The sequence below is a fragment of the Ruegeria sp. HKCCD6157 genome, from assembly GCF_013110685.1.
Taxonomy (GTDB): domain Bacteria; phylum Pseudomonadota; class Alphaproteobacteria; order Rhodobacterales; family Rhodobacteraceae; genus Ruegeria.
On the sequence record NZ_WVRB01000002.1, the window covers coordinates 136,136 to 158,849 of the forward strand.

Genomic DNA, 22,714 nt, shown 5'->3' on the forward strand with positions numbered 1-22,714 from the left:
CGCTCCCTGTCGGTCAGGGATGGTTCTGCCACAGGGTCGCGCGGGTGACCAGCCAAGAACGCAGCCTAACCGCCAAACAATCCCGAGAAGACGTCAGAGAAACTGTTCAGCAAAGCCATGATCACCAACACCCCCAGCAAGGCAAAAAACGCAAAGGCAAAGAACTGGAACAGGATTGCCCCCGTACCTATAACCATTCCGGCGATGGCAGGGCGCCGCTTTTCGTGACGCAGGATGCCAACGGCTGATATGACGATCGCAAGCCCGCCCAGCATGGCGACACCGATCCGCAGGAAATCATCCAGATCGCGGGCGCGGGCAACGGGTTCGGGCTGTTCCATCCCCGCGGCGGCCCTCAGGGTCGATTTGCCGATCTCGGCCGCCAGTTCGCCCAGCGACACACCCGCAGTCTGCTGAGGTGCAAAGGGCCCCGCCCAGAATACGAACAACGCAGCAAGCAACGCCAAAGACGCGATGCAGAACCCAACCCAGCCGAAAACCGGGTTCACAGTGTCAGTGGCCGAAGTTCCGGTCATCACGTATCCCTGCTTTGGTTGCGGCAAAGCACTAACATGAAAACCGAGGCAAGATTTGGGCAAAACCCGGTTGATCGGGCAATCAGCCCTGTTCACGGCCCTTCAGCACATATTTGCAGTCGCAATACGGGCATTCGACCCAGCCCGTATCCTCGGGGATTTGCAGCCAGACGCGCGGATGGCCCAATGCGCCTTCGCCGCCGTCACAGGCGACACGGGCGGTTTCGACGATCTTAGTTTCCGGCGCTTCGATGGTCACGGCTGGCGATCCTTCTTCGGTTGTCGGCCTCGCGGGCATGTATTAGGTGCGTTTATGAGCGATGAGCAATCCGGGGGCAAGAGCCACATGAGCGATGCGGCAATCAGGATCGAAGGTCTGCGCAAGACCTATCGTGGCGGCAAGGGTCAGCCTGAGAAACACGCGTTGAAAGGCATTGATTTGACTGTTCCCAGGGGCTCGGTTTTCGGGCTGCTGGGCCCGAACGGCGCCGGGAAATCGACCCTGATCAATATTCTGGCCGGGTTGGTGGTGAAGTCCTCGGGCCGTGTGTCGATCTGGGGTTTCGATCAGAATCAGAATCCGCGGCAGTCCCGCGCCGCGATTGGTGTGATGCCGCAAGAACTGAACCTTGACCCGTTTTTCACCCCGCGGGGCGCGCTCGAGGTGCAGGCAGGCCTGTACGGCGTTCCGAAATCCGAACGTCGTAGCGATGAAATCCTTGAACTGGTCGGCCTCAGCGACAAGGCCGAGGCCTATGCCCGCACGCTGTCGGGCGGGATGCGGCGGCGGCTGCTGCTGGCCAAGGCGCTGGTGCATCACCCCAAAATCCTCGTGTTGGACGAACCCACGGCGGGCGTCGATATCGAACTGCGCCAGATGCTGTGGGCCAATGTGCGCAAGCTGAACCAGCAGGGCGTGACCATCATCCTGACCACCCACTATCTGGAAGAAGCGCAGGAGATGTGCGACGAAATCGCCATCATCAACCACGGTGAAAAGATCGCTCAGGACAGTACCGCCAACCTGCTGGGCCGCATGGACAGCCGGACCATGGTCATTGTGCCGGACACCCCGGTGGTCGACCTGCCGGTGACCGAAGGCGTCGAGGCCAGCTTACGTGAAGACGGCAGCCTTATACTGCAATATCGCAGCGCCCGGACCAGCGCCGAGCAGGTTCTGGAATCCGTCCGGGCGGCGGGCATCCGCATCCGCGACGTGCGTACCGAAGAGGCCGATCTCGAGGATGTGTTCCTGGCCCTGACCTCCTCGCGGACCGACGATGCCCCGGCCGACGATCAGGACCAGCCGCGCCGGGGCCTGCACCGGGTCAAGCTCTAAGCCCGGTCTATCCGCGCTTGGTAGCAGTTGTTCCGCGCCGATCTGACGTGAATATAGGCCACGTCCGGGCGGGTAAAAATGTCGCTGACTTTTGCGTCGATCTGATCTTTGGGCGTGATTGCCCCGGTGCCATAAACGATCCGGTCATCCGGTCCATACCCCTTGATCAGATAGTCGGGTGCACTGGTCAAAATCTCGGGCAGGGCGTCGCCTTCATAGCGCTCGCAAGGCGTTGCGCACAGAAAGATCGGCCCTGTTTCAGCGTATGGATGTGGCTCTAAAAAGGGGCGATGCGCCAATATCAGCATCTTTGCGCCTTCGGGAATGTTCTTCAGACAGTGGCGACAGGGATTGCCAGCCCCCGACGAAACGGCGCGCTCGGGCGCGGCGCCATATGCATCAGGCTGACCTGCCTGAAGGGCGCGGACTTCGTCAGTGGGCAGAGCGGTGATCTTGAACATATCAGGTCTCCTTTTTCTGCAAGCATGCGCGCCTGGCCTGGTCCAGACGACCCGTTTCCTGCGCAAAGGACTCGAAAAAGAACAAAACAAGAATATAATGACGAATCGCCATGTATGCCGAGCTGTCGATCACGTCGAACTTCACCTTCCTCACCGGGGCCTCGCACCCCGAGGAGTACATGGAGCGCGCCGTCACCCTGGGCCTGCCCGCCATCGCCATCGCCGATGACAACTCGGTGGCGGGCATCGTCCGCGCCCACACCCAGGCGCGCGAGATCGCCCGCAAGGTGCGTGAGCGCCGCGCGTGGGAGGAGCAGAACACGCCCATCGGCCCGCCCTGCCCCGATCACATCCCGAAACCGCCCTCGTTCCCGGTGCATGTGGTGCCGCGCCTGATCCCGGCGGCACGGCTGATTTTTACCGATGCCCCGCCCGTCACCGCCCTGCCCATCAACCGGCAGGGCTGGGCCAGCCTGTGCCGCCTCCTGTCCACCGGACGGCTGCGCGCGGCCAAGGGCGAGTGCATCCTGCACCTGTCCGACCTGCTGGAATTTTCCGACGGTCTGCACCTGCTGCTCTGGCCACAGGCGGGCCGTCCGACCGGCGGCGCGAGCGGGTGGCGGACACAGGCGCAACAGCTGACGCGCCGCTTTGCCGGGCGCATGCATCTGCTGATGCATCCCCGCTATGACGGGGCGGACACGGCATTTTTCCATTTGTTAGAGGCTGAATCGCATCATCTGGGCCTGCCCACTCTCGCCAGCGCCGCACCGATGATGCATCACGGCTCGCGCCGCAAGCTGGGTGATGTGCTGACCGCGATCCGCCTGCGCCGCAAGGTGGACGATCTGGGCCGCCACGCGCTGGCCAATGGCGAACAGCGCCTGCGCTCGGAACCCGAGATGCTGCGCATCTTCAAGGGCTTTGAGGACGCCGTGGCCCGCGCTTATGCGCTCAGCCAGGAACTCACATTCTCGCTGGACGAGCTGCGCTATGAATATCCCAGCGAGGGCAGCGACAAGGAAACCCCGACCCAGCGCCTGCATCGGCTGGCGCATGAAGGGTTGAAATGGCGCTATCCCGCCGGGGCGTCCGAGAAAGCCCAAAAGATGCTGGCGCATGAACTGACGCTGATCGGCAAGCTGAAATACGAACCCTACTTCCTGACCGTCCGCGACATCGTCCATTTCGCGCGCTCGCGCGGTATCCTGTGCCAGGGGCGCGGGTCAGCGGCCAATTCGGTGGTCTGCTTTTGTCTTGGCATCACCGAGGTCAGCCCCGAGATGGGCACCATGGTGTTCGAACGTTTCGTCTCCGAGGCGCGGGACGAGCCGCCCGACATCGACGTGGATTTCGAACATGAACGCCGCGAAGAGGTGATCCAGCACATCTATGACCGCTATGGCCGCCACCGCGCGGGGCTGTGCGCCACGGTGATCCACTATCGCGGCAAGCGCGCCATCCGCGAGGTGGGTCGCGCCATGGGCCTGACCGAGGACACGATTTCCGCCCTGTCCTCGCAGCTGTGGGGGTTTTTCTCGGCCTCGGGGCTCGAGGCGGAACGGATGCGCGAAATCGGCCTCGATCCCCAAGACCGCCGCCTGAAACAGACTCTAACACTGGTGCATCAGATCAACGGCTTCCCCCGTCATCTGTCCCAGCATGTGGGCGGGTTCATCATCACCGAGGGCCGTCTGGACGAGTTGGTGCCCATCGAGAACGCCACCATGGAGGACCGCACCGTCATCTGCTGGGACAAGGATGACATCGATTCCTTGGGCATCCTGAAGGTCGATGTTCTGAGCCTGGGGATGCTGACCTGCATCCGCAAGGCCTTCGACCTGATCGGCCAGCATCATCAGACCAGCTATACGCTCGCCACCCTGCCGCCCGAGGACCCGGCGGTCTATGACATGCTGTGCAAGGCAGACTCGGTGGGCGTGTTCCAGGTGGAATCACGTGCGCAGATGAACTTTCTGCCCCGGATGCGGCCGCGCAATTTCTATGACCTGGTGATCGAGGTCGCCATCATCCGCCCCGGCCCTATTCAGGGCGACATGGTGCATCCCTATATCCGCCGCCGCAATGGCGAGGAGGAGGTCAGCTTTCCCTCGGACGCACTGGGCGAGGTGCTGGGCAAGACGCTGGGCGTGCCGCTGTTTCAGGAACAGGCGATGCAGATTGCCATCGTCGGCGCGGGCTTCACCCCCGAACAGGCCGACCGGCTGCGGCGGTCGCTGGCGACCTTCAAGAAACACGGCAATGTCAGCGAATTCCGCACCCTGTTCCTGCGCGGGATGCAGCGCAACGGCTATGACGCCGAATTTGCCGAGCGGTGTTTTTCGCAGATCGAGGGATTCGGCTCCTACGGATTCCCCGAAAGCCACGCGGCCAGCTTTGCGCTGCTGGTCTATGCTTCGGCCTGGATCAAATGTCACCATCCGGGGATTTTCGCCTGCGCGCTGCTGAATTCGCAGCCGATGGGGTTCTATGCCCCGGCCCAGATCGTGCGCGATGCGCGCGAGCATGGCGTGCAGGTGCGCCCGGTCTGCATCAATGCCAGCTTCTGGGACAACGTGATGGAGCCCGACGGCCATGGCGGGCTGGCCCTGCGGCTGGGCTTTCGCCAGATCAAAGGCCTGAGCGAGGAGGACGCCAGCTGGCTGACCGCCGCGCGCGGCAACGGCTACCATCAGGTTGACGACGTCTGGCGCCGCGCGGGCCTTGGCCCCTCGGTGATCGAGCGGCTGGCCGAAGCGGATGCCTTTGCCGCCTGTGGCCTGACCCGGCGCGAGGCGCTGTGGCAGGCCAAGGCGATCGCCACCGCCCGTCCTCTGCCGCTGTTTGCACAGGACCTGGAAGGCGAGGCGCTGGACGAACCCGCCGCCCATCTGCCCCGGATGTCGCTGGGCGAACAGGTGGTCGAGGATTACGTCGCCACCCGCCTGAGCCTGCGGGCGCACCCGGTGGCCCTGCTGCGGCACCTGCTGACGCCGGGCCGGCGCGACAATACCACCTCTGTCACATAACGCCGGAACCGCCTATCTGCCAAAAAACAGAGTCGAAAACAGGCCACCATGACCAGACCAACCCTTTCGCCGCGCTTTCCCGCGACGCCCGAGCAGATCAACGCACAGGTTCGCGCCTTTTACGCCCGAGTGCGGCAGGACGCGGTACTTGGCCCGGTATTCGCCAACCATGTCACCGACTGGCCCGCGCATGAGGAAAAGATCGCATCCTTCTGGCGCAACGCCATCCTGTTCGAGCGCAGCTATGACGGCAACCCGCAGCGGGTGCATATCGAACGACCGGACGTAAAGCCCGAGATGTTCGCCCATTGGCTGGACCTGTTCGAAAAGGTCGCCACCCAGACCCTGCCTCCGGAAACCGCCACACCATGGGTCGCTCTGGCGCGCCGCATCGGTGTTGGGATGAAGGCTGGGGTGCAATCGGCCCGCCAGCCCAAGGACGCGCCACCGATCCTGCGTTGAGCCCACGTCATGGCTGCCTTGCGATGTTAGCGGTAAATTAGGGGCTATGCGGGTCGAGGAAATAGGGTTAGTCAGAGACAAGACAGCCCCTTTTGCGCTGCCCCTTCACATCGACACATCACCCGAGGCCGACCCATGAGCACTCAGAACACCACCCTCCGGGGTCTTGGCTATGCATTCGCGGGCTTTGCGGTCTTTGCCACCCATGACGCGCTGATCAAGACGCTGGGCGGGACCTACTCGGTGATGCAGATCATCTTTTTTGCCACGCTGTTTTCCTTTGTCCCGATGGCAGTGACGATCTTGACGGACCGGACCACGGGCAACTTCCTGCCGCATCACCCCTGGTTGGTGTTGCTACGCTCGGGTCTGATGGTCACGGCCATGTCCTGCGCGTTCTATGCCTTTTCGGTCCTGCCCCTGGCCGAGGTCTATTCGTTGCTGTTTTCTTTCCCGCTGATCGTCACGGTCCTGTCGATTCCGATACTGGGCGAAGTCGTCCGGGCCCAGCGCTGGGCTGCGGTTGGCGTGGGTCTGATCGGGGTGCTGATCGTTCTGCGCCCCGGCGCAACGGATATCACGCTCGGCCATCTGGCCGCCCTGATGGCCGCATTCTGTAGCGCCTTTGCATCGGTGCTGGTGCGCAAGATCGGGAACGAGGAACGCTCGGCCGTCCTGATCCTGTATCCGATGCTGCTGGCGATCGTGGTCATGAGCCTGGCCCAACCGGCCGTTTATCAGCCGCCGTCCCTGTTGCATCTGGCCATGATGGCGCTGGTCGGCGTGTTTTCTGTGATCGCCCAGCACCTGATCATCCTGGCCTATAGGGCTGCGCCCGCCGGCGTGGTCGCGCCCAGCCAGTACAGCCAGATCATCTGGGCCACGATATTCGGCATGATGTTCTTTGGCGAAACGCCTGACATGTGGGTCGCAGTCGGGGCCAGCATCATCATCGCGTCCGGTGTGTTCGTTGTCTGGCGCGAGAGCCGCGCCAATGTATCGCCGAACAAGCCGGTTCTGCGCGTCCGCTCGCCGCGCTCTGACACCGGCGCCTCGGCGCGGCCAGGGTCGTAGGGCGGCTGCTACTGATCTTTCAGTCTGATCTTCCGGCCACCGTTTTCGCCTGTTTCCTCGAACTTCCCGGTGGCTCGTACCAAGTCGCTCAGCCGCTTGAAGCCATAGGTTCGCGTGTCAAAATCCGGATAGTTCATGCCGAGCTGACTGCCGACCCAGCCAAGGCCCGCCCACCCGTCCGGCTCCTCGGATTTGAGCACGACATTCCGGATCAACTGATAAGCATGGTTCAGCTCTTGTTTGGCAGAGGGCTTCTTAGCTTTCTCCGGGGAATCGTTCGCCTGCACCTCCTCCTTTTTGATATTCTCGATGTAGATGAATCGGTTGCAAGCCGCGACAAAGGCTTTGGGCGTCTTTTCCTCACCGATCCCGAACACGCTCAACCCTTGTTCTCGGATCCGGCTGGCAAGCCGGGTAAAGTCGCTGTCTGACGACACCAGTACAAACCCACCGAACCGGCCGGAATGCAATATGTCCATGGCATCAATCACAAGGGCGATATCCCCGGCGTTCTTGCCAGTGGTATTGGCGAATTGCTGGTGCGGTACGATGGCGTATTCCGCCAGTTTCTCGGCGCTCCAACCCTGCGGCGTGCCGCCCGAGAAATCTCCGTAGATCCGGCGCAGGCTTGCCTCACCCAGTGTGGCAACTTCTTCGAAAATCTCGGCAACATGCTTTGCCGGAACGTTTTCGGCGTCAATCAGAACGGCCAGGCGTTCCGTTGCTGCAGTGGTCAATTTAGTCCCTCAATTCAGATATTTATCAATATCCTGAAGATAGGAGACAAAAAGGGCGGGTTAAACCCCGCCCTTGCAATTTCTGGTTGTCAGTAAATCACCACCGACCGGATGCTTTCGCCCTTGTGCATCAGGTCAAAGCCGGTGTTGATGTCGTCCAGACCCATGGTGTGGGTGATCATCGGGTCGATCTCGATCTTGCCTTCCATGTACCAGTCGACGATCTTGGGCACGTCCGTCCGCCCACGTGCGCCGCCGAAAGCGGTGCCGCGCCACGACCGGCCGGTGACCAGCTGGAACGGGCGGGTCGAGATTTCGGCCCCCGCGGGTGCGACGCCGATGATGATGGATTCGCCCCAGCCCTTGTGCGCCGATTCCAGCGCCGCGCGCATGACCTGCACGTTGCCGGTGGCATCAAAGGTGTAATCCGCGCCGCCCTTGGTCAGGTTCACCAGATAGGGCACCAGATCGCCCTCGACCTCGGACGGGTTGACGAAATCGGTCATGCCGAACTTGGTGGCCATCTCAACCTTGGCGGGGTTCAGGTCGACGCCGACGATCTGATCGGCCCCGGCCAGACGCAGGCCCTGAATCACGTTCAGACCGATGCCGCCCAGGCCGAACACGATGGCGCGGCTGCCGATTTCCACCTTGGCCGTATTGATCACCGCGCCGATGCCGGTGGTCACGCCGCAGCCGATATAGCAGATCTTGTCGAACGGCGCGTCCTCGCGCACCCTGGCCAGCGCGATTTCCGGCAGAACCGTGTGGTTCGAGAAGGTCGAGCAGCCCATGTAGTGCAGGATCGGATCGCCATCCAGCGTCGAAAAGCGCGAGGTGCCGTCGGGCATCAGCCCCTGGCCCTGCGTCTCGCGGATGGCCTGGCACAGGTTGGTCTTGGGATGCAGACAGTATTCGCACTCGCGACATTCGGGGGTGTAGAGCGGGATCACGTGATCGCCTGGCTTCAGGCTGGTCACACCCGGGCCGACCTCGACCACCACGCCGGCGCCCTCGTGCCCCAGAATGGCCGGGAACAGGCCTTCGGGGTCGGCGCCCGACAGGGTGAATTCATCCGTATGACAGATGCCAGTGGCCTTGATTTCAACCAGAACCTCGCCCGCCTTTGGGCCTTCAAGGTTCACATCCATCACTTCCAAAGGTTTGCCCGCCTGTACGGCGACGGCAGCACGGGTACGCATGGTACTTATCTCCCTGTCACTTTTGCCCCGACCCTGCGTCAAATACAGGGTGTTTTCAACTGTGCTTTCTTGGCAGGTTGGCTAATTGTTTGATATTGCAGAAACGACATTGCCAGAATGAGGAACGCCAATGCACCGTTTTTTACCGATCTTTATCTTTCTGGCGGCCTGCGCAGACACAAGCGTTCCGCAGGATGTCGCCACCACCTCAGAAGACGCTCCTGTTGATCTGGCATTTTGCAAGGGCGAGCCCTTTGCCGAAACGGTCGGTCAGCCCGTATCAACGATTCAAGCCGACCTTCCCGAACGGTCTCGTGTTTTGGGCCCGGATGACATCGCCACACAGGATTACCGTATCGACAGGCTGAACGTCTATGTGAACGACGCCGGTGTTATTCAGCGTCTGACCTGCGGGTAAGCGTGGACTCGGCAGGTGATTCTGAATTAAGAACAAAATAAGAACATCAATGATGCCTGCCGATGCCCAAACGCCGAATTCTTTCGCTGTGGTTTCCCCGTCTGGGGGCCGAACGGCTGGTCCGCGCCGCGCGGGGCCTGCATAGCGGGCCTTTGGCCGTTGTGGCCGAACAGTCGAACATGCAGATCGTCACGTCGTTGAATGCCGAGGCACAGGCCGCCGGATTGCGCGTGGGTCAGCCGGTACGCGATGCCCATGCCATGTGCGCCAGCTTGATCACCCGCCCTCGCAACGCCCCGGCCGAGGCTGCGTTTCTGACCGCGCTGCGCCGCTGGGCGGGCAAGTTCAGCCCATGGGTGGCCGAAGAGGCCCCCGATGGCCTGATCGTTGACCTGTCAGGCTGTGCCCATCTGTTCGGCGGTGAAGAGACCTTGCTGAGCGTGCTTGAGACCGACTGCGCCGACATGGGCCTGAGCGTGCAGATGGGTATCGCCGACACGCTGGGCGCGGCCTGGGCGCTGGCCCGCTATGCCGGGCAAGAGGCCACGTCTGACCGCAACGGCGACGCCATTGCCCAAGAGGCCCGCGCCACCCGCGCCCGGGCAAGCAAGCGGCGGCACTGGACCAGGGGCGGGGCCGCGCCACAGGTGATGGCGCTGGGCGGTGGCGCGCGGATTGCCGCGCCGGGGCAGGCCTATGGCGCGCTCAGCCCCCTGCCCATCGCGGCGCTGCGGCTGGACGATCAGACCGTGGCGCAACTGAACCGCCTGGGCCTGCGCCGGATCGGTGATCTGCTGGGCCAGCCGCGTGCCAGTTTGGCACGGCGGTTCGGCCGCGGGCTGGTGTTGCGTCTGGATCAGGCCATGGGCAGCGCGCCCGAGCCGGTTTCGCCCGCCCGTCCGCCACATCACTTTGCGGTGCGGATGACTCTGCCCAACCCGATTGGCCTGGTCGAAGACGTGATGGCCGCTGTCGATCGGATTCTGCCAACGCTCTGCACCAAACTGGAAGAGAAGGGGCGCGGGGCCCGCACGCTGCGGCTGGAAGCCCACCGTGCGGATCAGGCCGCTGAAATCATCGAGATCGGCCTGGCCCGTCCGACCTATGACAAAAATCGCATTCGCCCTTTGTTAGAGATGAAAGTTGACAAGATCGACGCAGGCTATGGCATCGACTTGCTGCGGCTTGAAGCGATCCAGACAGAACCCATCCACGCCCGCACCATCGCCGGTCATGCCGAAGCGCGCCGCGTGGCCCGCAACCGGCTTGAGGGCAATACAGCCGTGGATGACCTTACGGCCAAGCTGGGCGCGCGGGTCGGGCTGGACGCGATCACCCGGCGGCATCCTGCGGCCTCTCATATCCCCGAGAAAACGGCGCAAACGCTGGCGGCTGCGTGGTCGGAACCCGCGCGCGACTGGCCTGCCCCGCCGCGCCCCCGCCCCTTGCAGATGTGGCAGCCCGAACCCGTGATGGCCCCGGAAACCCCGAATGTGCCCTGCACCTTTCGCTGGCGTGGACGAGATTGGCGACTGGCGCAGGCCACCGGCCCGGAACGCATCGCGCCGGAATGGTGGCTGGATGACCCCAACTGGCGCAGCGGAGTACGCGATTACTGGGTGGTGGTGACAGAACAGGGAGAGCGCCTGTGGTTGTTCTATGGCCACGGAGGCGCGATGTCCGCCGGCTGGTTCTGTCAGGGGCAGTTTTGTTAGAGTCTATTTTCCACGATAAACCAGCAGATCCGGCAGACAGTCGATCAGACGAATGCACCAGGAAAACGGTGCCGGAAAATCCGTACGGAAACGACGACGCGCCATCGCCTTGACCACGCGATCCGCCGCATCCTCGGGCGACATCAACATCGGCATCTTGAAACCGTTCTTCTCGGTCAGGCGGGTCTTGATGAAGCCCGGATTGACGATACGCACCGTCACGCCCGTACCTGCCAGATCATGCCGCATCGTCTCGGCCAGAGAAATCAGTGCGGCCTTGCTGGCGCCATACCCGATGGCGGCGGGCAGCCCGTGATATCCGGCCAGTGACCCGATCAAAGTAACCTCTCCCTGGCCTGCTCGGACAAAACCCGGAACGGTTTCACCCAGAACCCGCAGCGCACCCAGATAGTTCACATCGCTCATCCTGAGCGACGCCTCGGTGTCCCATTCGGCCGAACGCATGGGGTCATACGCACCTGCATTGTAAACCAGCCCGTCGACATGCCCCGCCTCGGCAACAGCCGAACGAACAGAGTCTAACTCGGTCACATCGCACCGGATCGCGCGCGCATCCGGCAGTTCAGAACACAGTTCGGACAACCGCTCAAGATTGCGCGCAGACAGGATCAGGGAAGCACCCTGTTGGCCAAGCGCACGCGCCAAAGCGCGACCCAGCCCTTCGCTTGCGCCGATGATCCAAATGGTTTTGCCGTCAAAGCTGCTCATGTGTGGGCCGATTCAGTTGTGTTTCACCATAATACGGCCTCGCATCCGCTTCGGATCAAAACGGTGGCGCAGGTCACGGAAGCTCAAACCAGAAGCCACAAGATAGTGCATCTGTTAAAAACTTCTAATCGGATTGATCCACTTGTGCCTACCCTGCGTATCTTCTTGTAAACTGTCACATAAAGAGGCTGGAATGTTCGACGAACCCCGGGGTGTACGGAAGAAAATCGCGATTGTAGGTGCAGGCATTTCGGGACTTTCCGCCGCTTACTATCTTTCAGAAAACAACGACGTGACAGTCTATGAGGCCGAACCTCGGCTTGGTGGCCATGCCCGCACGGTGATGGCCGGAAAGAACGGGGATCAACCGGTCGATACGGGCTTCATCGTCTTCAACTATGCGACATATCCCTACCTGACCCGGCTGTTTGATGAGCTGGGCGTGCCCGTGATCGAAAGCGAGATGAGTTTTGGCGCGACAATCGACAATGGCCGCATTGAATACGGGTTGAACAATCTGCGCACACTGACCGCTCAAAAGCGCAATCTGGCGCGTCCGGCTTACTATAAAATGATCGCTGATATTCTGCGGTTTGGCAAAGAAGCCCCAGAAGCCGCCAAGGACGATGACACCACGATTGGCGAATTGGTGGACCAGCTGCGGTTGGGTCATTGGTTCCGGCACAATTATCTGATGCCGATGTGCGGTGCCATCTGGTCTACGCCGGTCGAGTTCGTGGATCAGTTTCCCGCACGCTCTTTGGTGCAGTTTTTCCGCAATCACGCTTTGCTGGCAAGTGGTCGCGCAAACCAGCATCAATGGTACACGGTCAAAGGCGGCAGCATAGAGTATGTCCGCCGGATCGACGCGGCCCTTCGTGCGCGGGGGGCAGAAATACGTCTGGCCAGCCCTGTTCAGAATGTATCCCGTGACGAGATGGGCGTCACCATCCAAAGCCAGGGCGCCGTGGATCAGTTCGATGAAATCATCCTGGCCACCCATTCGGACCAGTCGCTTGCCATTTTGGGGGATGGCGCGACCCCCGCGGAAGCCGCTGCATTGGGCGCAATCCGCTACCAGCCCAATACGGCCATATTGCATTGTGACCCAGGTCAGATGCCCAAGCGGCGCGCCTGCTGGTCAAGCTGGACCTATCGTTCGCAAGCCGGAGATGTGGGGGTAACCTACTGGATGAACCGGCTTCAGAACATTCCGGACAGTGACCCGCTGTTTGTAACGCTGAACGCTTCATCAGAAATTCCCGCGGAAAAGATCTATGACCAGGTCGAATTTGCCCATCCGGTCTTCGACAAGGCCGCCCTGAAGGCGCAAGGGCAAATCCGCGAGATGCAGGGACAGAACCGAACTTGGTTTGCCGGTGCTTACAACCGGCACGGATTTCACGAAGACGGGATAGCCAGCGCGATGCATGTCGTTGCTCGAATAAATGGTGCCCCGCAAACCATCGGAGCTGAAAATGGCATTCCTGGGAAAGACCCGGCCCTATCTGTTGCCGCTGAATAAGGCGATATGGCGCACAGCGTTTCTTGCACTTTCCTTGCTGATCCCTAATGGGCTGATCGCATCGCCGGTCACGGAAGAACTGAACGATGCCCAGCTGCGCGGAACCGCGACGTTCCGGTATCTGGGTTTGCCGATCTATGACGCCAAACTCTATACGCCCAAAGGTGCGCCGTTCAGTTGGAGCGAAGATATCGCCCTGCAACTGACCTATCGCAAGAACATCAAGAAGAAAGCGCTGGTCAACTCGACGCTTGACGAGATGGACCGCATCGGCCGTTCAGCACCCGTTCGCGACCAACTGAACCGGTGTTTCAAAGCCGTGGCGAAAGGGGACAGTTATCTGGCGGTTTCTGATGGTCCCGACAAGGTCAGTTTCTGGCTGAACGGGCAAAAGACCTGTACCATGGCGTATCCGGGCATCAAGCGCAGTTTCATGTCCGTGTTCCTGGGAGACAACACGCGGTCCGCGTCCTTCACGCGCAGGCTACAGGGGCGGTGATGCGCTATCCCCGGGTCAGTCTCTATGCGTTGATGCTCGCTGCGGCGGGTATCCCGCTTTATATCCACTTGCCGCGCTTTGCAGCCGTGAACCTGGGTATTGGCCTTGGGGTCATTGGTACGGTGCTGCTGGTGATCCGCTTGGTGGATCTGGTGCAGGATCCGCTGATCGGTTGGGCAATCGACCGATGGCCCGGCGGCCAGCTTGCATTTGCGGCGATGGCGGCTTTGGGGCTGGCAATCGGGTTTCCCCTGCTTTTCAATCTGCCGCAGGGTGCCAGCGTGCCGGAACTGGTCGCGATCCTGATCTTGCTGTTCTCGGCGTACAGCCTGGGAACCATTCTTCTGTATGGTCGCAGCGCAACTCTGGCGAAGCGAACCGATCCGAAAGAGCTGATGACACTGGCCGCCTATCGTGAAGGCGGGCAGTTGACCGGGGTGGTCATCGCAGCCAGCGCTCCGGCCCTGTTGGTTGCTTTCGGGGCACACTCCCAAGGCTACCCCGCATTCGGAGCGTTTCTGGGGCTGCTGTCCGTTCTGACCTTGATACTGACGATCCCGATCTGGCGACGCGGACCGATCACCGGATCAGGCTTGTCCTTTGCAGGTCTGGGTCAGGCCGGTGGCTTGCGTCTTCTTGCGCTGGCTTTGGTCAACAGCCTCCCGGTTGCCATAACCTCCACCCTGTTTCTGTTTTTTGTGGAAGATCGGCTGCAACTGCCGGGCAAGGCGGGTCCTTTGTTGATCCTGTTCTTCCTGAGCGCAGGCGCGAGCGTCCCGCTCTGGGCAAAGCTCAGCAACAGAATTGGCCCGAAACAGACTCTGATTATCGCCATGCCGCTCTCGATTGCCGGCTTTATCGGCGCTGCCACACTGAGTGCAGGAAATATTGCGGGTTTTGCAATGATCTGTCTCGCCTCGGGCGCGGCGTTGGGCGCGGATATGGTCGTGTTGCCGGCAATGTTCTCGATCGTCCTTACACGGGCCGGGCTGAACGCATCAGCCGCGTTTGGCATCTGGTCCTTCGCTGGCAAACTGGGCCTCGCCCTAGCTGCCTTTTTCACTCTGCCGCTGCTGGAACGCAGCGGTTTCACCCCCGGTCAAACCAATTCCGCACAGGCGCTGGATACACTCAATCTTGCCTATGCGGTGCTGCCCTGTATCCTGAAAGTCGGAGCGTTCGGGATGGTGTTGACCCTGCCCACCGAGGTCACAAGCAAATGAACGCTTTCACCATCATCCTTCTGGTCCTTCTGACCGCTGTCTTCATCCGCGCAAGGCTGCTGAGCTTTCGCGCGCAATCGCCGTCGGATTACAGTGGCACCGGGCCAAATTTTTCGCTGAAAAAACACCTGAACGGAGAGATCTTGTCCGAGGGCCTGATCTATGGCCCCAATGGCAAAATGTCGAACAGTTTTGTCGCGCGCATGTTCGGCGAATGGCAAGGCAACTCGGGCACGCTGACCGAATACTTCACCTATTCCAACGGAAAACAGATGACCCGCAAATGGTACCTGACGCTGGGAACCGGCAACACGTTCACGGCAATGGCGGATGATATCGTGGGCGAAGGTCGGGGCATCATCTCGGGGTCCACGGTAAAACTGACCTATCGCATCATTCTGCCAGATGACGCCGGTGGACATACGCTGGACGTCACCGATTGGATGTACCTGACAGAAACCGGCGTCATCATGAATCGGTCCGAGATGCGCAAGTTTGGCGTCAAGGTCGCGGAACTGATCGCCACAATGCGTCCAAGCCCCAGATCGAAACCGATTCATCCAAGTGGGTCAAACGGGTATGACGCGACTTCGGAAGGGAAGCCGTTGCAATGATCACCTTTCGCTCTTTCATCGCCTGCATTGCCATCGCAAGCCTTGCAATTTTGGCGGCCTGCTCCAGCAAACCGAAGATACCAAAAACGTTTCTGTCGGACCGACAGTTGAACCTCGAGGAATTTTTCGAAGGCAAAACAGTGGCCTACGGTCAGTTTCAGGATGTTTTGGGAAATATCCCCCGCAGATTCACGGTTGATATCGACGGGACATGGGACGGCGAAACCCTGACCCTGGTCGAAGACTTCGTCTACGACGATGGCGCGACGGAACAGCGCATTTGGACATTGACCAAAACCGGAGAGGATACGTGGACCGGTACGGCGCCTGGCGTGCTGGGCACCGCCAGCGGGATTGAGCGCGGGGATACGTTCAACTGGAAATACAAGATCGACCTGCCGATCAAGGACGGGACCATGCGTGTCAAATTCGACGATTGGATGTGGCTGCTGGATGACGACCGTCTGCTGAACCGCGCGTATGTCTCACGCTATGGCGTCCGTCTGGGTGAAGTCATCCTGTTCTTCGAGAAGAAATAGGGCCGCCAGGACCGGTTTCATCACAAAAGTCAGTAGAAAATAAACTCGTCCACCAATGCTGTCGTCGATCCCTTGACCTCACCGGCCGTGTTTGCCCTTGGCCCGTCCGAGGCTGCACCCTCGGCGCGTTCGCCGCCCTCGACCTTCAGGCGCGCGCGTTCTATCTGCCCCCAGAGGAAAAACAGACCATCTCGTTTTCCCATGAGGCGCGAAGGAACTGTTGTCCGCAAAACACCTGTTTTCGGTTTTGGCATCTGCTCTCTTACTGCCTCCGGTGTTTTCCACCATTTTCGGAAAACGTAATGGTTTTTCCCGAAAAAGACAATTTTTTATGGACAAAATGAGGTTTTCTACCGGCCGTTGACAAGGTGGACTGACAACTCTCGCATGACGGATATTCGCCTTCTTCACCTGTCCCATTGAAAGCCAGCGCTATCCCAAAAGGATCAACTTCACCCAAAAGGGCTTGCTGCAAACCTCCTTCACTTGGCTTGACACTCTCTTTTCCAGCCATGCTCAGGCGACGTGCAGCGTTTCGTTTCTGATCAGAGCAGCCGGGCCTTCGCCGTCGCGGTTGGGGGATAATTTGGCGGCGCCGATGTCAGACGTGGCCGCATCCATCGCAAGGCCATCGGCCACCGCAAAACGCCATGCTGGCGGGCCTGCCACGCCCCTGTGCCAAGGACTGTGATCCCGGCGCCGTCCACGCTGCCGGAAAATTGCCATGTCTGTTTTGAAACCGGAAATGTCGCAAGCATTTCAGCGCTCAAGCGGGTAAAAAGTAGGCTGCCATCGTGAGGTGCCGCTGCTTGATTCTCAGACAGCGGAGAATTGGGAAGCCGGTGGAATTCCGGCACTGCCCCCGCAACGGTAAGGAAGGTCAGGTTCGACAATCAACCACTGGGACGAGGATCCCGGGAAGGTGTCGCAACCGGGTGCAAGCCCCTTTCAAGTCCGGAAACCAGCCTTGCAGATATGTCAAACCGCGGGTGGCGGTGGGGGCACGGGTTTCGGACGTGGTCCTCGCGCGCCTCCGGACGGTTCCTCCCTGTCATCTGCCCAAGCAATGCCGCGGGGCGCGGCAGGAGAGCCAGAAGTGAACAATGTCCAAAACCTGTTGGCGCGTCGAATCCCGGGCTATGCTCTGGAACGGGCCTTTTACACCGACCCCGAGATCTTTCAGACCGACCTGGAAACCATCCACTATCGCGAATGGCTCTTTGCCATTCCTGCTTGCGAACTGGTGAAAGCCGGCGACTATGTAACATACAACGTGGGTGCCTATCGCGTGATCATCGTGCGCGGCGCCGACAACCAGATCCGGGCGTTTCACAACACCTGCCGCCATCGCGGCTCGATCATATGCAAGGCGGCAAAAGGCAACGCGCCGAAGCTGGTTTGCCCATATCACCAATGGACCTATGAGCTTGACGGCTCTTTGCTGTGGGCCCGCGACATGAGGCCGGAGTTTGATCCCAGGCAGCATGGTTTGAAGACGGTTCATTGCCGCGAGTTTGCCGGGTTGGTTTACATCTGTCTGGCGGATGTCGCCCCGGATTTTGACACGTTCGCCAATATCGCGCGCCCGTATCTTGAGCCGCATGATCTTGCGAATGCCAAGGTCGCCTTCGAAAGCACGATCATCGAGAACGGCAACTGGAAGCTGGTCTGGGAAAACAATCGCGAGTGCTATCACTGCGGCGGCAACCACCCTGCGCTGTGCCGGACCTTCCCTGATGATCCGGGCGTGACGGGGATCGAAGGCGGTGAAACCCCAGCCTATATGCAAGCCCATTTCGACAGGTGCCAGGCAGCGGGTATGCCATCGCAGTTCTACCTGCACGAGGACGGCCAATATCGACTGGCGCGGATGCCGCTGAAAGAAGGGGCCGAGAGTTATACGATGGACGGGAAATCCGCCGTGCGCCGCTGGTTGGGCCGGTCGCCCTTTGCGGATGCGGGATCGCTTTTGAAGTTCCACTATCCGACCACGTGGAACCACTTTCTTGCCGACCACTCGATTGTTTTCCGCGTCACGCCGATCAGCCCGACAGAGACCGAGGTCACGACCAAATGGCTGGTCAACAAGGATGCCGTTGAAGGCGTTGACTATGACGTGAAACGTCTGACCGAAGTCTGGGTCGCCACGAATAACGAAGACCGTCAGGTGGTCGAGGACAACCAGCAGGGCATCAACAGCCCGGCCTATGTACCCGGCCCGTATTCAGCCATTCAGGAATCCGGCGTGCTGCAATTCGTGGATTGGTATTGCAACACAGTTTCGGCCCGCCTGGCGCCTGACTCCATGGCGGCGGAGTAAGGCTGATGAAAGACCTGAACACGCTTTCATCAGCCGTCTGGCAGGATGGAGAGATGCTGGAATGTGTCTCGGTCGTGCCCGAGATGCCGAACACCGCCAGCTTTTCGTTCCGTGCCCCCTCGGGGGCGCAGTTCGCCTATCACCCCGGTCAGTTCCTGACGCTCGAGATTCCGGCGCCCGGCCAGCCCGGAGGCGTTGTGCATCGCACCTACACGATCTCATCGTCGCCGTCGCGGCCGCGGTCGATCACCATCACCGCCAAAGCGCAACCCGACAGTATCGGCACGCGCTGGATGCTGGACAATCTTCAACCCGGCATGCGGATCAAGGCCATTGGGCCTGCGGGCCTGTTCACCAACGCATTGAGCGATGCGCGCAAGTTCCTGTTTATCTCGGCTGGCTCAGGCATCACGCCGATGATGTCGATGACCACCTGCATGTGGGACGAAGGCCGCGATCTGGACGTTGTCTTCATCAACTGCGCCAAAAGGCCATCCGAGATCATCTTCCGCCAGCGCTTGGAACAGATGGCCAGCCGCACGGATGGTTTGGACCTGAAATTCGTGGTGGAAGAGCCGGACCGCTACCGCCCATGGACGGGATATCAGGGTCAGTTCAACCAATTGATGCTGGGGCTGATGGCGCCGGATTACCTTGAGCGCGAAGTCTATTGCTGCGGTCCTGAGCCCTTCATGCAAGCGGTACGCGACGCGCTGGCCGGTCTTGGTTTTGATATGAACAACTACCATCAGGAAAGCTTCGGCGCGCCGGTGGAAACCGAGGCGGATCAGCCCGAGTTGGATGACGTTGTTCTGGACGACGACAGCAGCGCCGAGATCCTGTTCGCGACCTCGGGCGTGACGGCCAAGGTTGCCGAGACCGACACGGTGCTTGCCGCCGCCCGCTCGGTTGGCCTGAACATTCCGTCAGGCTGTACCTTCGGCGTGTGCGGTACCTGCAAGGTCAAGAAAACTGCCGGAGAGGTCCATATGGTCCACAACGGAGGGATCTCGGAAGACGACATCGACGCGGGGTACATTCTGGCCTGCTGCTCGAACCCGATCGGCAAGGTCGAAGTCGAGGTTTAGGTGCTTCGCATCCCGATCAAAGCCGCAGCGTGGCTGACACCCGCTGCGGTTTTCGGCGCGGTTTTTCTGCCCGTTGCAGAACGCGGGCCAGATCGGGTCGCCGGATGTCCGGCGCTTTCGGGGCCTTCCCGCCATCTCACAGACGCGGCGCAAGCATCTGCCTTTGTCCTCGCCGGCCATCACGCTGTCATCGAAAACGCAAGAAGAGAGAGCCCCACAATGCCCGTGGCTGTTCCCTGCGGCCGATCCTGAGCACCCTTACAAGAGTTTGAAGAAGTTCTGGCGGTCAGTCAAAAAGACAGCACATCTGGAAAACCAACGAAAACATGATCACAGGCACGCGCCTCGCAGACGACCCCTTGCGGCAATCAGCTCAAGCTGACGACTTCATCGTCCGCAGACCGGTTGATCAATCATGGCAGTGGATAATGTGTTCGTCGGCGCGGTGTCGAAGCTTGGGCCCGGAGCCAATACGCTAAGCTTGTCCGAGAGTAGGTGTAAGCGATTGGATGAGCGTCATCAGGCCAGAGAACCCATTCACTAAGACGCACCAAAGCAGCGTTGATTCAGTTGATCTATCAGAAAACGGGTACTATGCGCGCTGTCCAACTGTTGCTTGGCCATGGCAAGACGGACAGTACAATGCGAAACCCGGAATGGACGCGCAACAGCAGCCAAGACGTACACTTTATTGGTCAGAGGCTGCCCCTGATGTTCCTCGAATTGTCAGGGTTGCAGAATACTCGAAATGGCGAACTGGCATTTCAGGTGTTCGCATGCGGTCCAGAAGGATCTCAGCCAATCGCGTACCCAATTTTTTTGGGTTGATCGCCATTGTTGTGAGGCCAGGCGTCGAGACGGCGGCATCTTCGATGTCGTCGAAGCCTACTACTGAAAAGTCACGCCCGGGTTTCAAATTGGATTGGATCAAGCCAAAGCATGCCCCAAGTGCAACAACATCGCCATTGCAAACAACGCCTGTTACCTCAGGGTGTCGCTGACGAAGTGCGGTGATCGCTTCAACACCAGAGCGTTTGGTTTCTTCGCATGGCCAGATAACCGGATGCACGCCGCCCAATTTCTCCAAGGCACTCAGATAACCGGCGATGCGCTCTTCGCGCACAGACGTCTGTTCGGTTCCGCCTAAGTAGGCGATGTGCCTGTGCCCCAAGTCAATCAAGTGTTGTGTGGCCTGCACGAGGGCCTCTTTGTTTAGAACACCAACGTGATCCAGAGACTGAGACACCTTTCGCATGAATGTGACAGCAGGAACACCGTGAGCATCCAGAAGCCCCATGGCGTCCCCGCTGGTGTTGAGTGCCGGAACCCAGATCAGACCACGTCGACCAAATCTGATGCAGGCTTCCAGAAGGCGGTCCTGGCGCTGAAGGTTTCCTTGAGCATCGAGGACCGAAACCATAAAGCCCTCGGCCTCCAGCAGGTTAACAGCACCGCTAACAACCTCTGCGTTGAACGGGTTTGCCAACTTGTTAAGGATAAAGCCGATTTCGCGATTGTCGCCCGATCGCATTGTGGCCGCTGCGTGATTTGGGACGTATCGAAGCCGCTTAGCCGCGCTCAAAACTTTTTGACGCGTTTTTTCTGAAATTCGACCTGTGTCGCGCAAGACCTGACTAACAGTTGGTACTGACACGCCAGCTTCTTTGGCAACGCTGGAAAGGGTGGGTTTCTTCGCCATGGATGAGTTTTTACAGATATAACGTTTTGTCTATTTTGCAGTCGAAATCGAATACTTCAAGTAAAATATGGGAATATAAACGGGCTATCTGACTTGACTCATGATAAAACGATATATCATAGTGCCAACATTCGCCATAGACTGATCCAAGATTGTCGGCGAGGGAGGGAGGTTGCCAGATTTTGGCCAGCCTCAGACAAACGGAGGAAAACATGTCCATTCAATCGAAACTTGCGGGTGCCGTATCAGGTTTGGCTATTCTTGTTGGCGCAGCTGCCGTACAAGCCGAAACTCTGTTCTGGTCGACCCAAGCCCGTCCTGCTGAAGAGGCGCAAGCCATGCGGGCCGAGGTGCTTGGTGGATTTGATGGCGAAGTTGATTACCAGCCAAACGAAGATGGCCCTTGGTTAACCCGGCTCCAAGCCGAGTTGCAGGCGGGCTCGGGAAGTATTGATCTGCTGGGCTCTTTGCACGGCAACTTCTCGGCAATGAACCCCGATGATCTGATGGATCTCAGCGATCTGGGTGTGATGTCGGCGTCGGACACTTTCAACGATCTGGCTAAGCTGGGAACGGACAGCCTGCAATACATGCCGTGGATGCAAGCGAGCTATATCATGGCCGCCAACAAGGAAGCGCTGCAATACTTGCCAGAAGGTGCAGACATTAACGCGCTGACCTATGACCAGTTGATCGCATGGACAGCCAATGTCGAACAAGCGACTGGTCAGAAGAAATTCGGTTTTCCGGCTGGGCCCAAAGGGCTGAAACACCGTTTCTTCCAAGGCTATCTTTACCCGTCCTACACTAACGGTGTCGTGCGAACGTTTGCTTCGCCCGAGGCTGTGACCGCATGGGAGAAGTTCAAAGAGCTTTGGAGCCATACGAACCCTGCATCAACCAACTTCTCGTTTATGCAGGAACAGCTATTGAACGGAGATGCGTGGATCGTCTTCGATCACACCTCACGCCTGGCGCAGGCATTCAATGAACGCCCCGATGATTTCGTCGCCTTCCCGGCGCCCGCAGGTCCGACCGGCCGTGGCTTCATGCCTGTTCTGGCAGGTGTTGCCATCCCGCGCACCGCGCCGGATGCAGAAGGTGCCAAAGCTCTGGTAACTTATCTGATGCAGCCAGAGACGCAGATCGCAACTCTGAGAGCCACTAACTTCTTCCCTGTAGTTGACGTCGAGTTGCCAGACGATTTGCCGCCTTCGGTAAAAGCTGCCGGTGAAGCCGTCGCCAAGATGAGCGGTTCGGCAGATGCCAATCCCGGATTGTTGCCCGCGGGTCTGGGCAGCATGGGCGGTGATTTCAATCGTGTCTACGTAGATACGTTTGAACGCATTGTTCTGGCTGGCCAGCCCATCGAGCAGGTCCTGGATGATCAGAAGAAACAGCTTGAAAAAATCATGACTGAAACCGGCGCGCCCTGCTGGGCACCTGATGCACCTTCGGAAGGCGCTTGCCCGGTTGAGTAAGACCTTCCAACGGTCGGGCCGCTG

Annotated in this window: 24 protein-coding genes, 1 pseudogene and 1 riboswitch; of the genes and pseudogenes, 15 read left to right on the forward strand and 10 right to left on the reverse strand. The window is 59.8% G+C overall.

The features are described from left to right. Window positions 1–65 precede the first annotated feature (65 nt). Both GS612_RS10735 and GS612_RS10740 read right to left on the reverse strand, forming a co-directional pair. A complete protein-coding gene (locus tag GS612_RS10735) occupies window positions 66–536 on the reverse strand; it encodes a hypothetical protein (protein WP_171640225.1) in 471 nt (156 codons plus the stop codon). An 82-nt stretch (window positions 537–618) separates the two neighbouring features. Next, a complete protein-coding gene (locus GS612_RS10740) occupies window positions 619–795 on the reverse strand; it encodes a zinc-finger domain-containing protein (RefSeq protein WP_152459472.1) in 177 nt (58 codons plus the stop codon). Between the two features lie 87 nt (window positions 796–882). On the opposite strand from GS612_RS10740, the gene GS612_RS10745 reads away from it, so the two are divergent. Further along, entirely contained in the window at window positions 883–1,875 is a 993-nt protein-coding gene (locus GS612_RS10745) for an ABC transporter ATP-binding protein (RefSeq protein ID WP_171206754.1), read from the forward strand. Here GS612_RS10745 and GS612_RS10750 read toward each other — a convergent pair. Next, complete coding sequence (locus GS612_RS10750) at window positions 1,872–2,336, reverse strand: DUF1203 domain-containing protein (protein ID WP_171640227.1); 465 nt, start codon at window positions 2,334–2,336, stop codon at window positions 1,872–1,874. The two genes, GS612_RS10745 and GS612_RS10750, sit on opposite strands and share 4 nt — an antisense overlap. A gap of 110 nt (window positions 2,337–2,446) precedes the next feature. On the opposite strand from GS612_RS10750, the gene GS612_RS10755 reads away from it, so the two are divergent. From GS612_RS10755 to GS612_RS10765, 3 genes are all read left to right on the forward strand, one after another. Then, window positions 2,447–5,365: an error-prone DNA polymerase gene (locus GS612_RS10755; protein ID WP_171640229.1), complete on the forward strand. Its 2,919-nt coding sequence runs from the start codon at window positions 2,447–2,449 to the stop codon at window positions 5,363–5,365. Between the two features lie 48 nt (window positions 5,366–5,413). Further along, entirely contained in the window at window positions 5,414–5,827 is a 414-nt protein-coding gene (locus GS612_RS10760; RefSeq protein WP_171640231.1) for a group III truncated hemoglobin, read from the forward strand. Window positions 5,828–5,962: 135 nt separating this feature from the next. Then, on the forward strand, window positions 5,963–6,901 hold the full coding sequence (locus GS612_RS10765) for a DMT family transporter (protein ID WP_171640233.1): 939 nt from the start codon (window positions 5,963–5,965) through the stop codon (window positions 6,899–6,901). 8 nt (window positions 6,902–6,909) lie between these two features. On the opposite strand, the gene GS612_RS10770 is transcribed toward GS612_RS10765, so the two are convergent. Next, window positions 6,910–7,638 (reverse strand): NYN domain-containing protein, encoded by a 729-nt coding sequence (locus GS612_RS10770; RefSeq protein WP_171640235.1) that lies wholly within the window; start codon window positions 7,636–7,638, stop codon window positions 6,910–6,912. An 89-nt stretch (window positions 7,639–7,727) separates the two neighbouring features. Further along, window positions 7,728–8,840, reverse strand: a complete 1,113-nt coding sequence (locus GS612_RS10775) for an S-(hydroxymethyl)glutathione dehydrogenase/class III alcohol dehydrogenase (protein WP_171640237.1) — start codon at window positions 8,838–8,840, stop codon at window positions 7,728–7,730. A 130-nt stretch (window positions 8,841–8,970) separates the two neighbouring features. On the opposite strand from GS612_RS10775, the gene GS612_RS10780 reads away from it, so the two are divergent. Beyond that, complete coding sequence (locus tag GS612_RS10780) at window positions 8,971–9,258, forward strand: I78 family peptidase inhibitor (protein WP_171117012.1); 288 nt, start codon at window positions 8,971–8,973, stop codon at window positions 9,256–9,258. A 62-nt stretch (window positions 9,259–9,320) separates the two neighbouring features. Further along, window positions 9,321–10,973, forward strand: a complete 1,653-nt coding sequence (locus GS612_RS10785) for a DNA polymerase Y family protein (protein WP_171640239.1) — start codon at window positions 9,321–9,323, stop codon at window positions 10,971–10,973. Between the two features lie 3 nt (window positions 10,974–10,976). Here the strand turns inward: GS612_RS10785 and GS612_RS10790 are convergent, their stop codons facing one another. After that, window positions 10,977–11,702, reverse strand: a complete 726-nt coding sequence (locus tag GS612_RS10790) for an SDR family oxidoreductase (RefSeq protein WP_171229994.1) — start codon at window positions 11,700–11,702, stop codon at window positions 10,977–10,979. Between the two features lie 193 nt (window positions 11,703–11,895). Between GS612_RS10790 and GS612_RS10795 the strand changes: the two genes are divergently transcribed. Genes GS612_RS10795 through GS612_RS10815 form a run of 5 tightly spaced genes read left to right on the forward strand, consistent with a single transcriptional unit; the run spans window position 11,896 to window position 16,102 of the window. Further along, a complete protein-coding gene (locus tag GS612_RS10795; protein ID WP_171640241.1) occupies window positions 11,896–13,227 on the forward strand; it encodes an NAD(P)/FAD-dependent oxidoreductase in 1,332 nt (443 codons plus the stop codon). Further along, on the forward strand, window positions 13,181–13,726 hold the full coding sequence (locus GS612_RS10800) for a hypothetical protein (RefSeq protein WP_253284188.1): 546 nt from the start codon (window positions 13,181–13,183) through the stop codon (window positions 13,724–13,726). The genes GS612_RS10795 and GS612_RS10800 overlap by 47 nt, the downstream gene beginning before the upstream one ends. Further along, window positions 13,726–14,949, forward strand: a complete 1,224-nt coding sequence (locus tag GS612_RS10805; protein ID WP_171640243.1) for an MFS transporter — start codon at window positions 13,726–13,728, stop codon at window positions 14,947–14,949. Before GS612_RS10800 ends, GS612_RS10805 begins: the two co-directional genes overlap by 1 nt. Beyond that, on the forward strand, window positions 14,946–15,563 hold the full coding sequence (locus tag GS612_RS10810) for a DUF3833 family protein (RefSeq protein ID WP_171640245.1): 618 nt from the start codon (window positions 14,946–14,948) through the stop codon (window positions 15,561–15,563). Before GS612_RS10805 ends, GS612_RS10810 begins: the two co-directional genes overlap by 4 nt. Continuing rightward, window positions 15,560–16,102, forward strand: coding sequence for a DUF3833 family protein (locus GS612_RS10815; protein WP_171640247.1), 543 nt, complete (start codon window positions 15,560–15,562; stop codon window positions 16,100–16,102). The genes GS612_RS10810 and GS612_RS10815 overlap by 4 nt, the downstream gene beginning before the upstream one ends. 29 nt (window positions 16,103–16,131) lie before the next feature. Here GS612_RS10815 and GS612_RS10820 read toward each other — a convergent pair whose 3' ends face one another. From GS612_RS10820 to GS612_RS10830, 3 genes are read right to left on the reverse strand one after another with little or no spacing between them, the layout of a single operon-like run. Continuing rightward, complete coding sequence (locus GS612_RS10820) at window positions 16,132–16,356, reverse strand: hypothetical protein (RefSeq protein WP_152459486.1); 225 nt, start codon at window positions 16,354–16,356, stop codon at window positions 16,132–16,134. Between the two features lie 8 nt (window positions 16,357–16,364). Then, window positions 16,365–16,616: a hypothetical protein gene (locus GS612_RS10825; protein ID WP_171640251.1), complete on the reverse strand. Its 252-nt coding sequence runs from the start codon at window positions 16,614–16,616 to the stop codon at window positions 16,365–16,367. 2 nt (window positions 16,617–16,618) lie between these two features. After that, entirely contained in the window at window positions 16,619–16,771 is a 153-nt protein-coding gene (locus GS612_RS10830) for a hypothetical protein (protein WP_216603568.1), read from the reverse strand. A 111-nt stretch (window positions 16,772–16,882) separates the two neighbouring features. After that, a riboswitch (cobalamin riboswitch) is annotated at window positions 16,883–17,087 on the forward strand. A gap of 81 nt (window positions 17,088–17,168) precedes the next feature. Here GS612_RS10830 and GS612_RS10835 point away from each other — a divergent pair. The 3 genes and pseudogenes from GS612_RS10835 to GS612_RS20520 form a co-directional block, all read left to right on the forward strand. After that, the gene (locus tag GS612_RS10835; protein ID WP_171640255.1) at window positions 17,169–18,422 is read left to right on the forward strand and encodes an aromatic ring-hydroxylating dioxygenase subunit alpha; all 1,254 of its coding nucleotides are present in this window, start codon (window positions 17,169–17,171) and stop codon (window positions 18,420–18,422) included. A gap of 5 nt (window positions 18,423–18,427) precedes the next feature. Further along, window positions 18,428–19,510, forward strand: coding sequence for a hybrid-cluster NAD(P)-dependent oxidoreductase (locus GS612_RS10840; RefSeq protein ID WP_171640257.1), 1,083 nt, complete (start codon window positions 18,428–18,430; stop codon window positions 19,508–19,510). A 519-nt stretch (window positions 19,511–20,029) separates the two neighbouring features. Beyond that, window positions 20,030–20,158 (forward strand): annotated as a pseudogene (locus GS612_RS20520) (integrase); the annotation flags it as partial. 40 nt (window positions 20,159–20,198) lie between these two features. Here the strand turns inward: GS612_RS20520 and GS612_RS10845 are convergent. Next, on the reverse strand, window positions 20,199–21,209 hold the full coding sequence (locus tag GS612_RS10845) for a LacI family DNA-binding transcriptional regulator (protein WP_171640259.1): 1,011 nt from the start codon (window positions 21,207–21,209) through the stop codon (window positions 20,199–20,201). 212 nt (window positions 21,210–21,421) lie between these two features. Between GS612_RS10845 and GS612_RS10850 the strand changes: the two genes are divergently transcribed. Next, window positions 21,422–22,690 carry an ABC transporter substrate-binding protein gene (locus GS612_RS10850; protein ID WP_171640261.1) on the forward strand — a complete coding sequence of 423 codons (1,269 nt, stop codon included), beginning with the start codon at window positions 21,422–21,424 and terminating at the stop codon, window positions 22,688–22,690. Window positions 22,691–22,714: the final 24 nt, after the last annotated feature.

Bases quoted from the DNA above. Each gene is read 5' to 3' on its own strand.
- GS612_RS10780 (WP_171117012.1), top strand. From the start codon at position 8,971: ATGCACCGTTTTTTACCGATCTTTATCTTTCTGGCGGCCTGCGCAGAC.
- GS612_RS10775 (WP_171640237.1), bottom strand. From the start codon at position 8,840: ATGCGTACCCGTGCTGCCGTCGCCGTACAGGCGGGCAAACCTTTGGAA.
- GS612_RS10835 (WP_171640255.1), top strand. From the start codon at position 17,169: ATGCCGCGGGGCGCGGCAGGAGAGCCAGAAGTGAACAATGTCCAAAAC.
- GS612_RS10850 (WP_171640261.1), top strand. From the start codon at position 21,422: ATGTCCATTCAATCGAAACTTGCGGGTGCCGTATCAGGTTTGGCTATT.
- GS612_RS10790 (WP_171229994.1), bottom strand. From the start codon at position 11,702: ATGAGCAGCTTTGACGGCAAAACCATTTGGATCATCGGCGCAAGCGAA.
- GS612_RS10805 (WP_171640243.1), top strand. From the start codon at position 13,726: ATGCGCTATCCCCGGGTCAGTCTCTATGCGTTGATGCTCGCTGCGGCG.
- GS612_RS10795 (WP_171640241.1), top strand. From the start codon at position 11,896: ATGTTCGACGAACCCCGGGGTGTACGGAAGAAAATCGCGATTGTAGGT.
- GS612_RS10810 (WP_171640245.1), top strand. From the start codon at position 14,946: ATGAACGCTTTCACCATCATCCTTCTGGTCCTTCTGACCGCTGTCTTC.
- GS612_RS10845 (WP_171640259.1), bottom strand. From the start codon at position 21,209: ATGGCGAAGAAACCCACCCTTTCCAGCGTTGCCAAAGAAGCTGGCGTG.
- GS612_RS10765 (WP_171640233.1), top strand. From the start codon at position 5,963: ATGAGCACTCAGAACACCACCCTCCGGGGTCTTGGCTATGCATTCGCG.
- GS612_RS10755 (WP_171640229.1), top strand. From the start codon at position 2,447: ATGTATGCCGAGCTGTCGATCACGTCGAACTTCACCTTCCTCACCGGG.
- GS612_RS10735 (WP_171640225.1), bottom strand. From the start codon at position 536: ATGACCGGAACTTCGGCCACTGACACTGTGAACCCGGTTTTCGGCTGG.
- GS612_RS10820 (WP_152459486.1), bottom strand. From the start codon at position 16,356: ATGCCAAAACCGAAAACAGGTGTTTTGCGGACAACAGTTCCTTCGCGC.
- GS612_RS10745 (WP_171206754.1), top strand. From the start codon at position 883: ATGAGCGATGCGGCAATCAGGATCGAAGGTCTGCGCAAGACCTATCGT.
- GS612_RS10750 (WP_171640227.1), bottom strand. From the start codon at position 2,336: ATGTTCAAGATCACCGCTCTGCCCACTGACGAAGTCCGCGCCCTTCAG.
- GS612_RS10800 (WP_253284188.1), top strand. From the start codon at position 13,181: ATGGCATTCCTGGGAAAGACCCGGCCCTATCTGTTGCCGCTGAATAAG.
- GS612_RS10760 (WP_171640231.1), top strand. From the start codon at position 5,414: ATGACCAGACCAACCCTTTCGCCGCGCTTTCCCGCGACGCCCGAGCAG.
- GS612_RS10815 (WP_171640247.1), top strand. From the start codon at position 15,560: ATGATCACCTTTCGCTCTTTCATCGCCTGCATTGCCATCGCAAGCCTT.
- GS612_RS10785 (WP_171640239.1), top strand. From the start codon at position 9,321: ATGCCCAAACGCCGAATTCTTTCGCTGTGGTTTCCCCGTCTGGGGGCC.
- GS612_RS10825 (WP_171640251.1), bottom strand. From the start codon at position 16,616: ATGGCTGGAAAAGAGAGTGTCAAGCCAAGTGAAGGAGGTTTGCAGCAA.
- GS612_RS10840 (WP_171640257.1), top strand. From the start codon at position 18,428: ATGAAAGACCTGAACACGCTTTCATCAGCCGTCTGGCAGGATGGAGAG.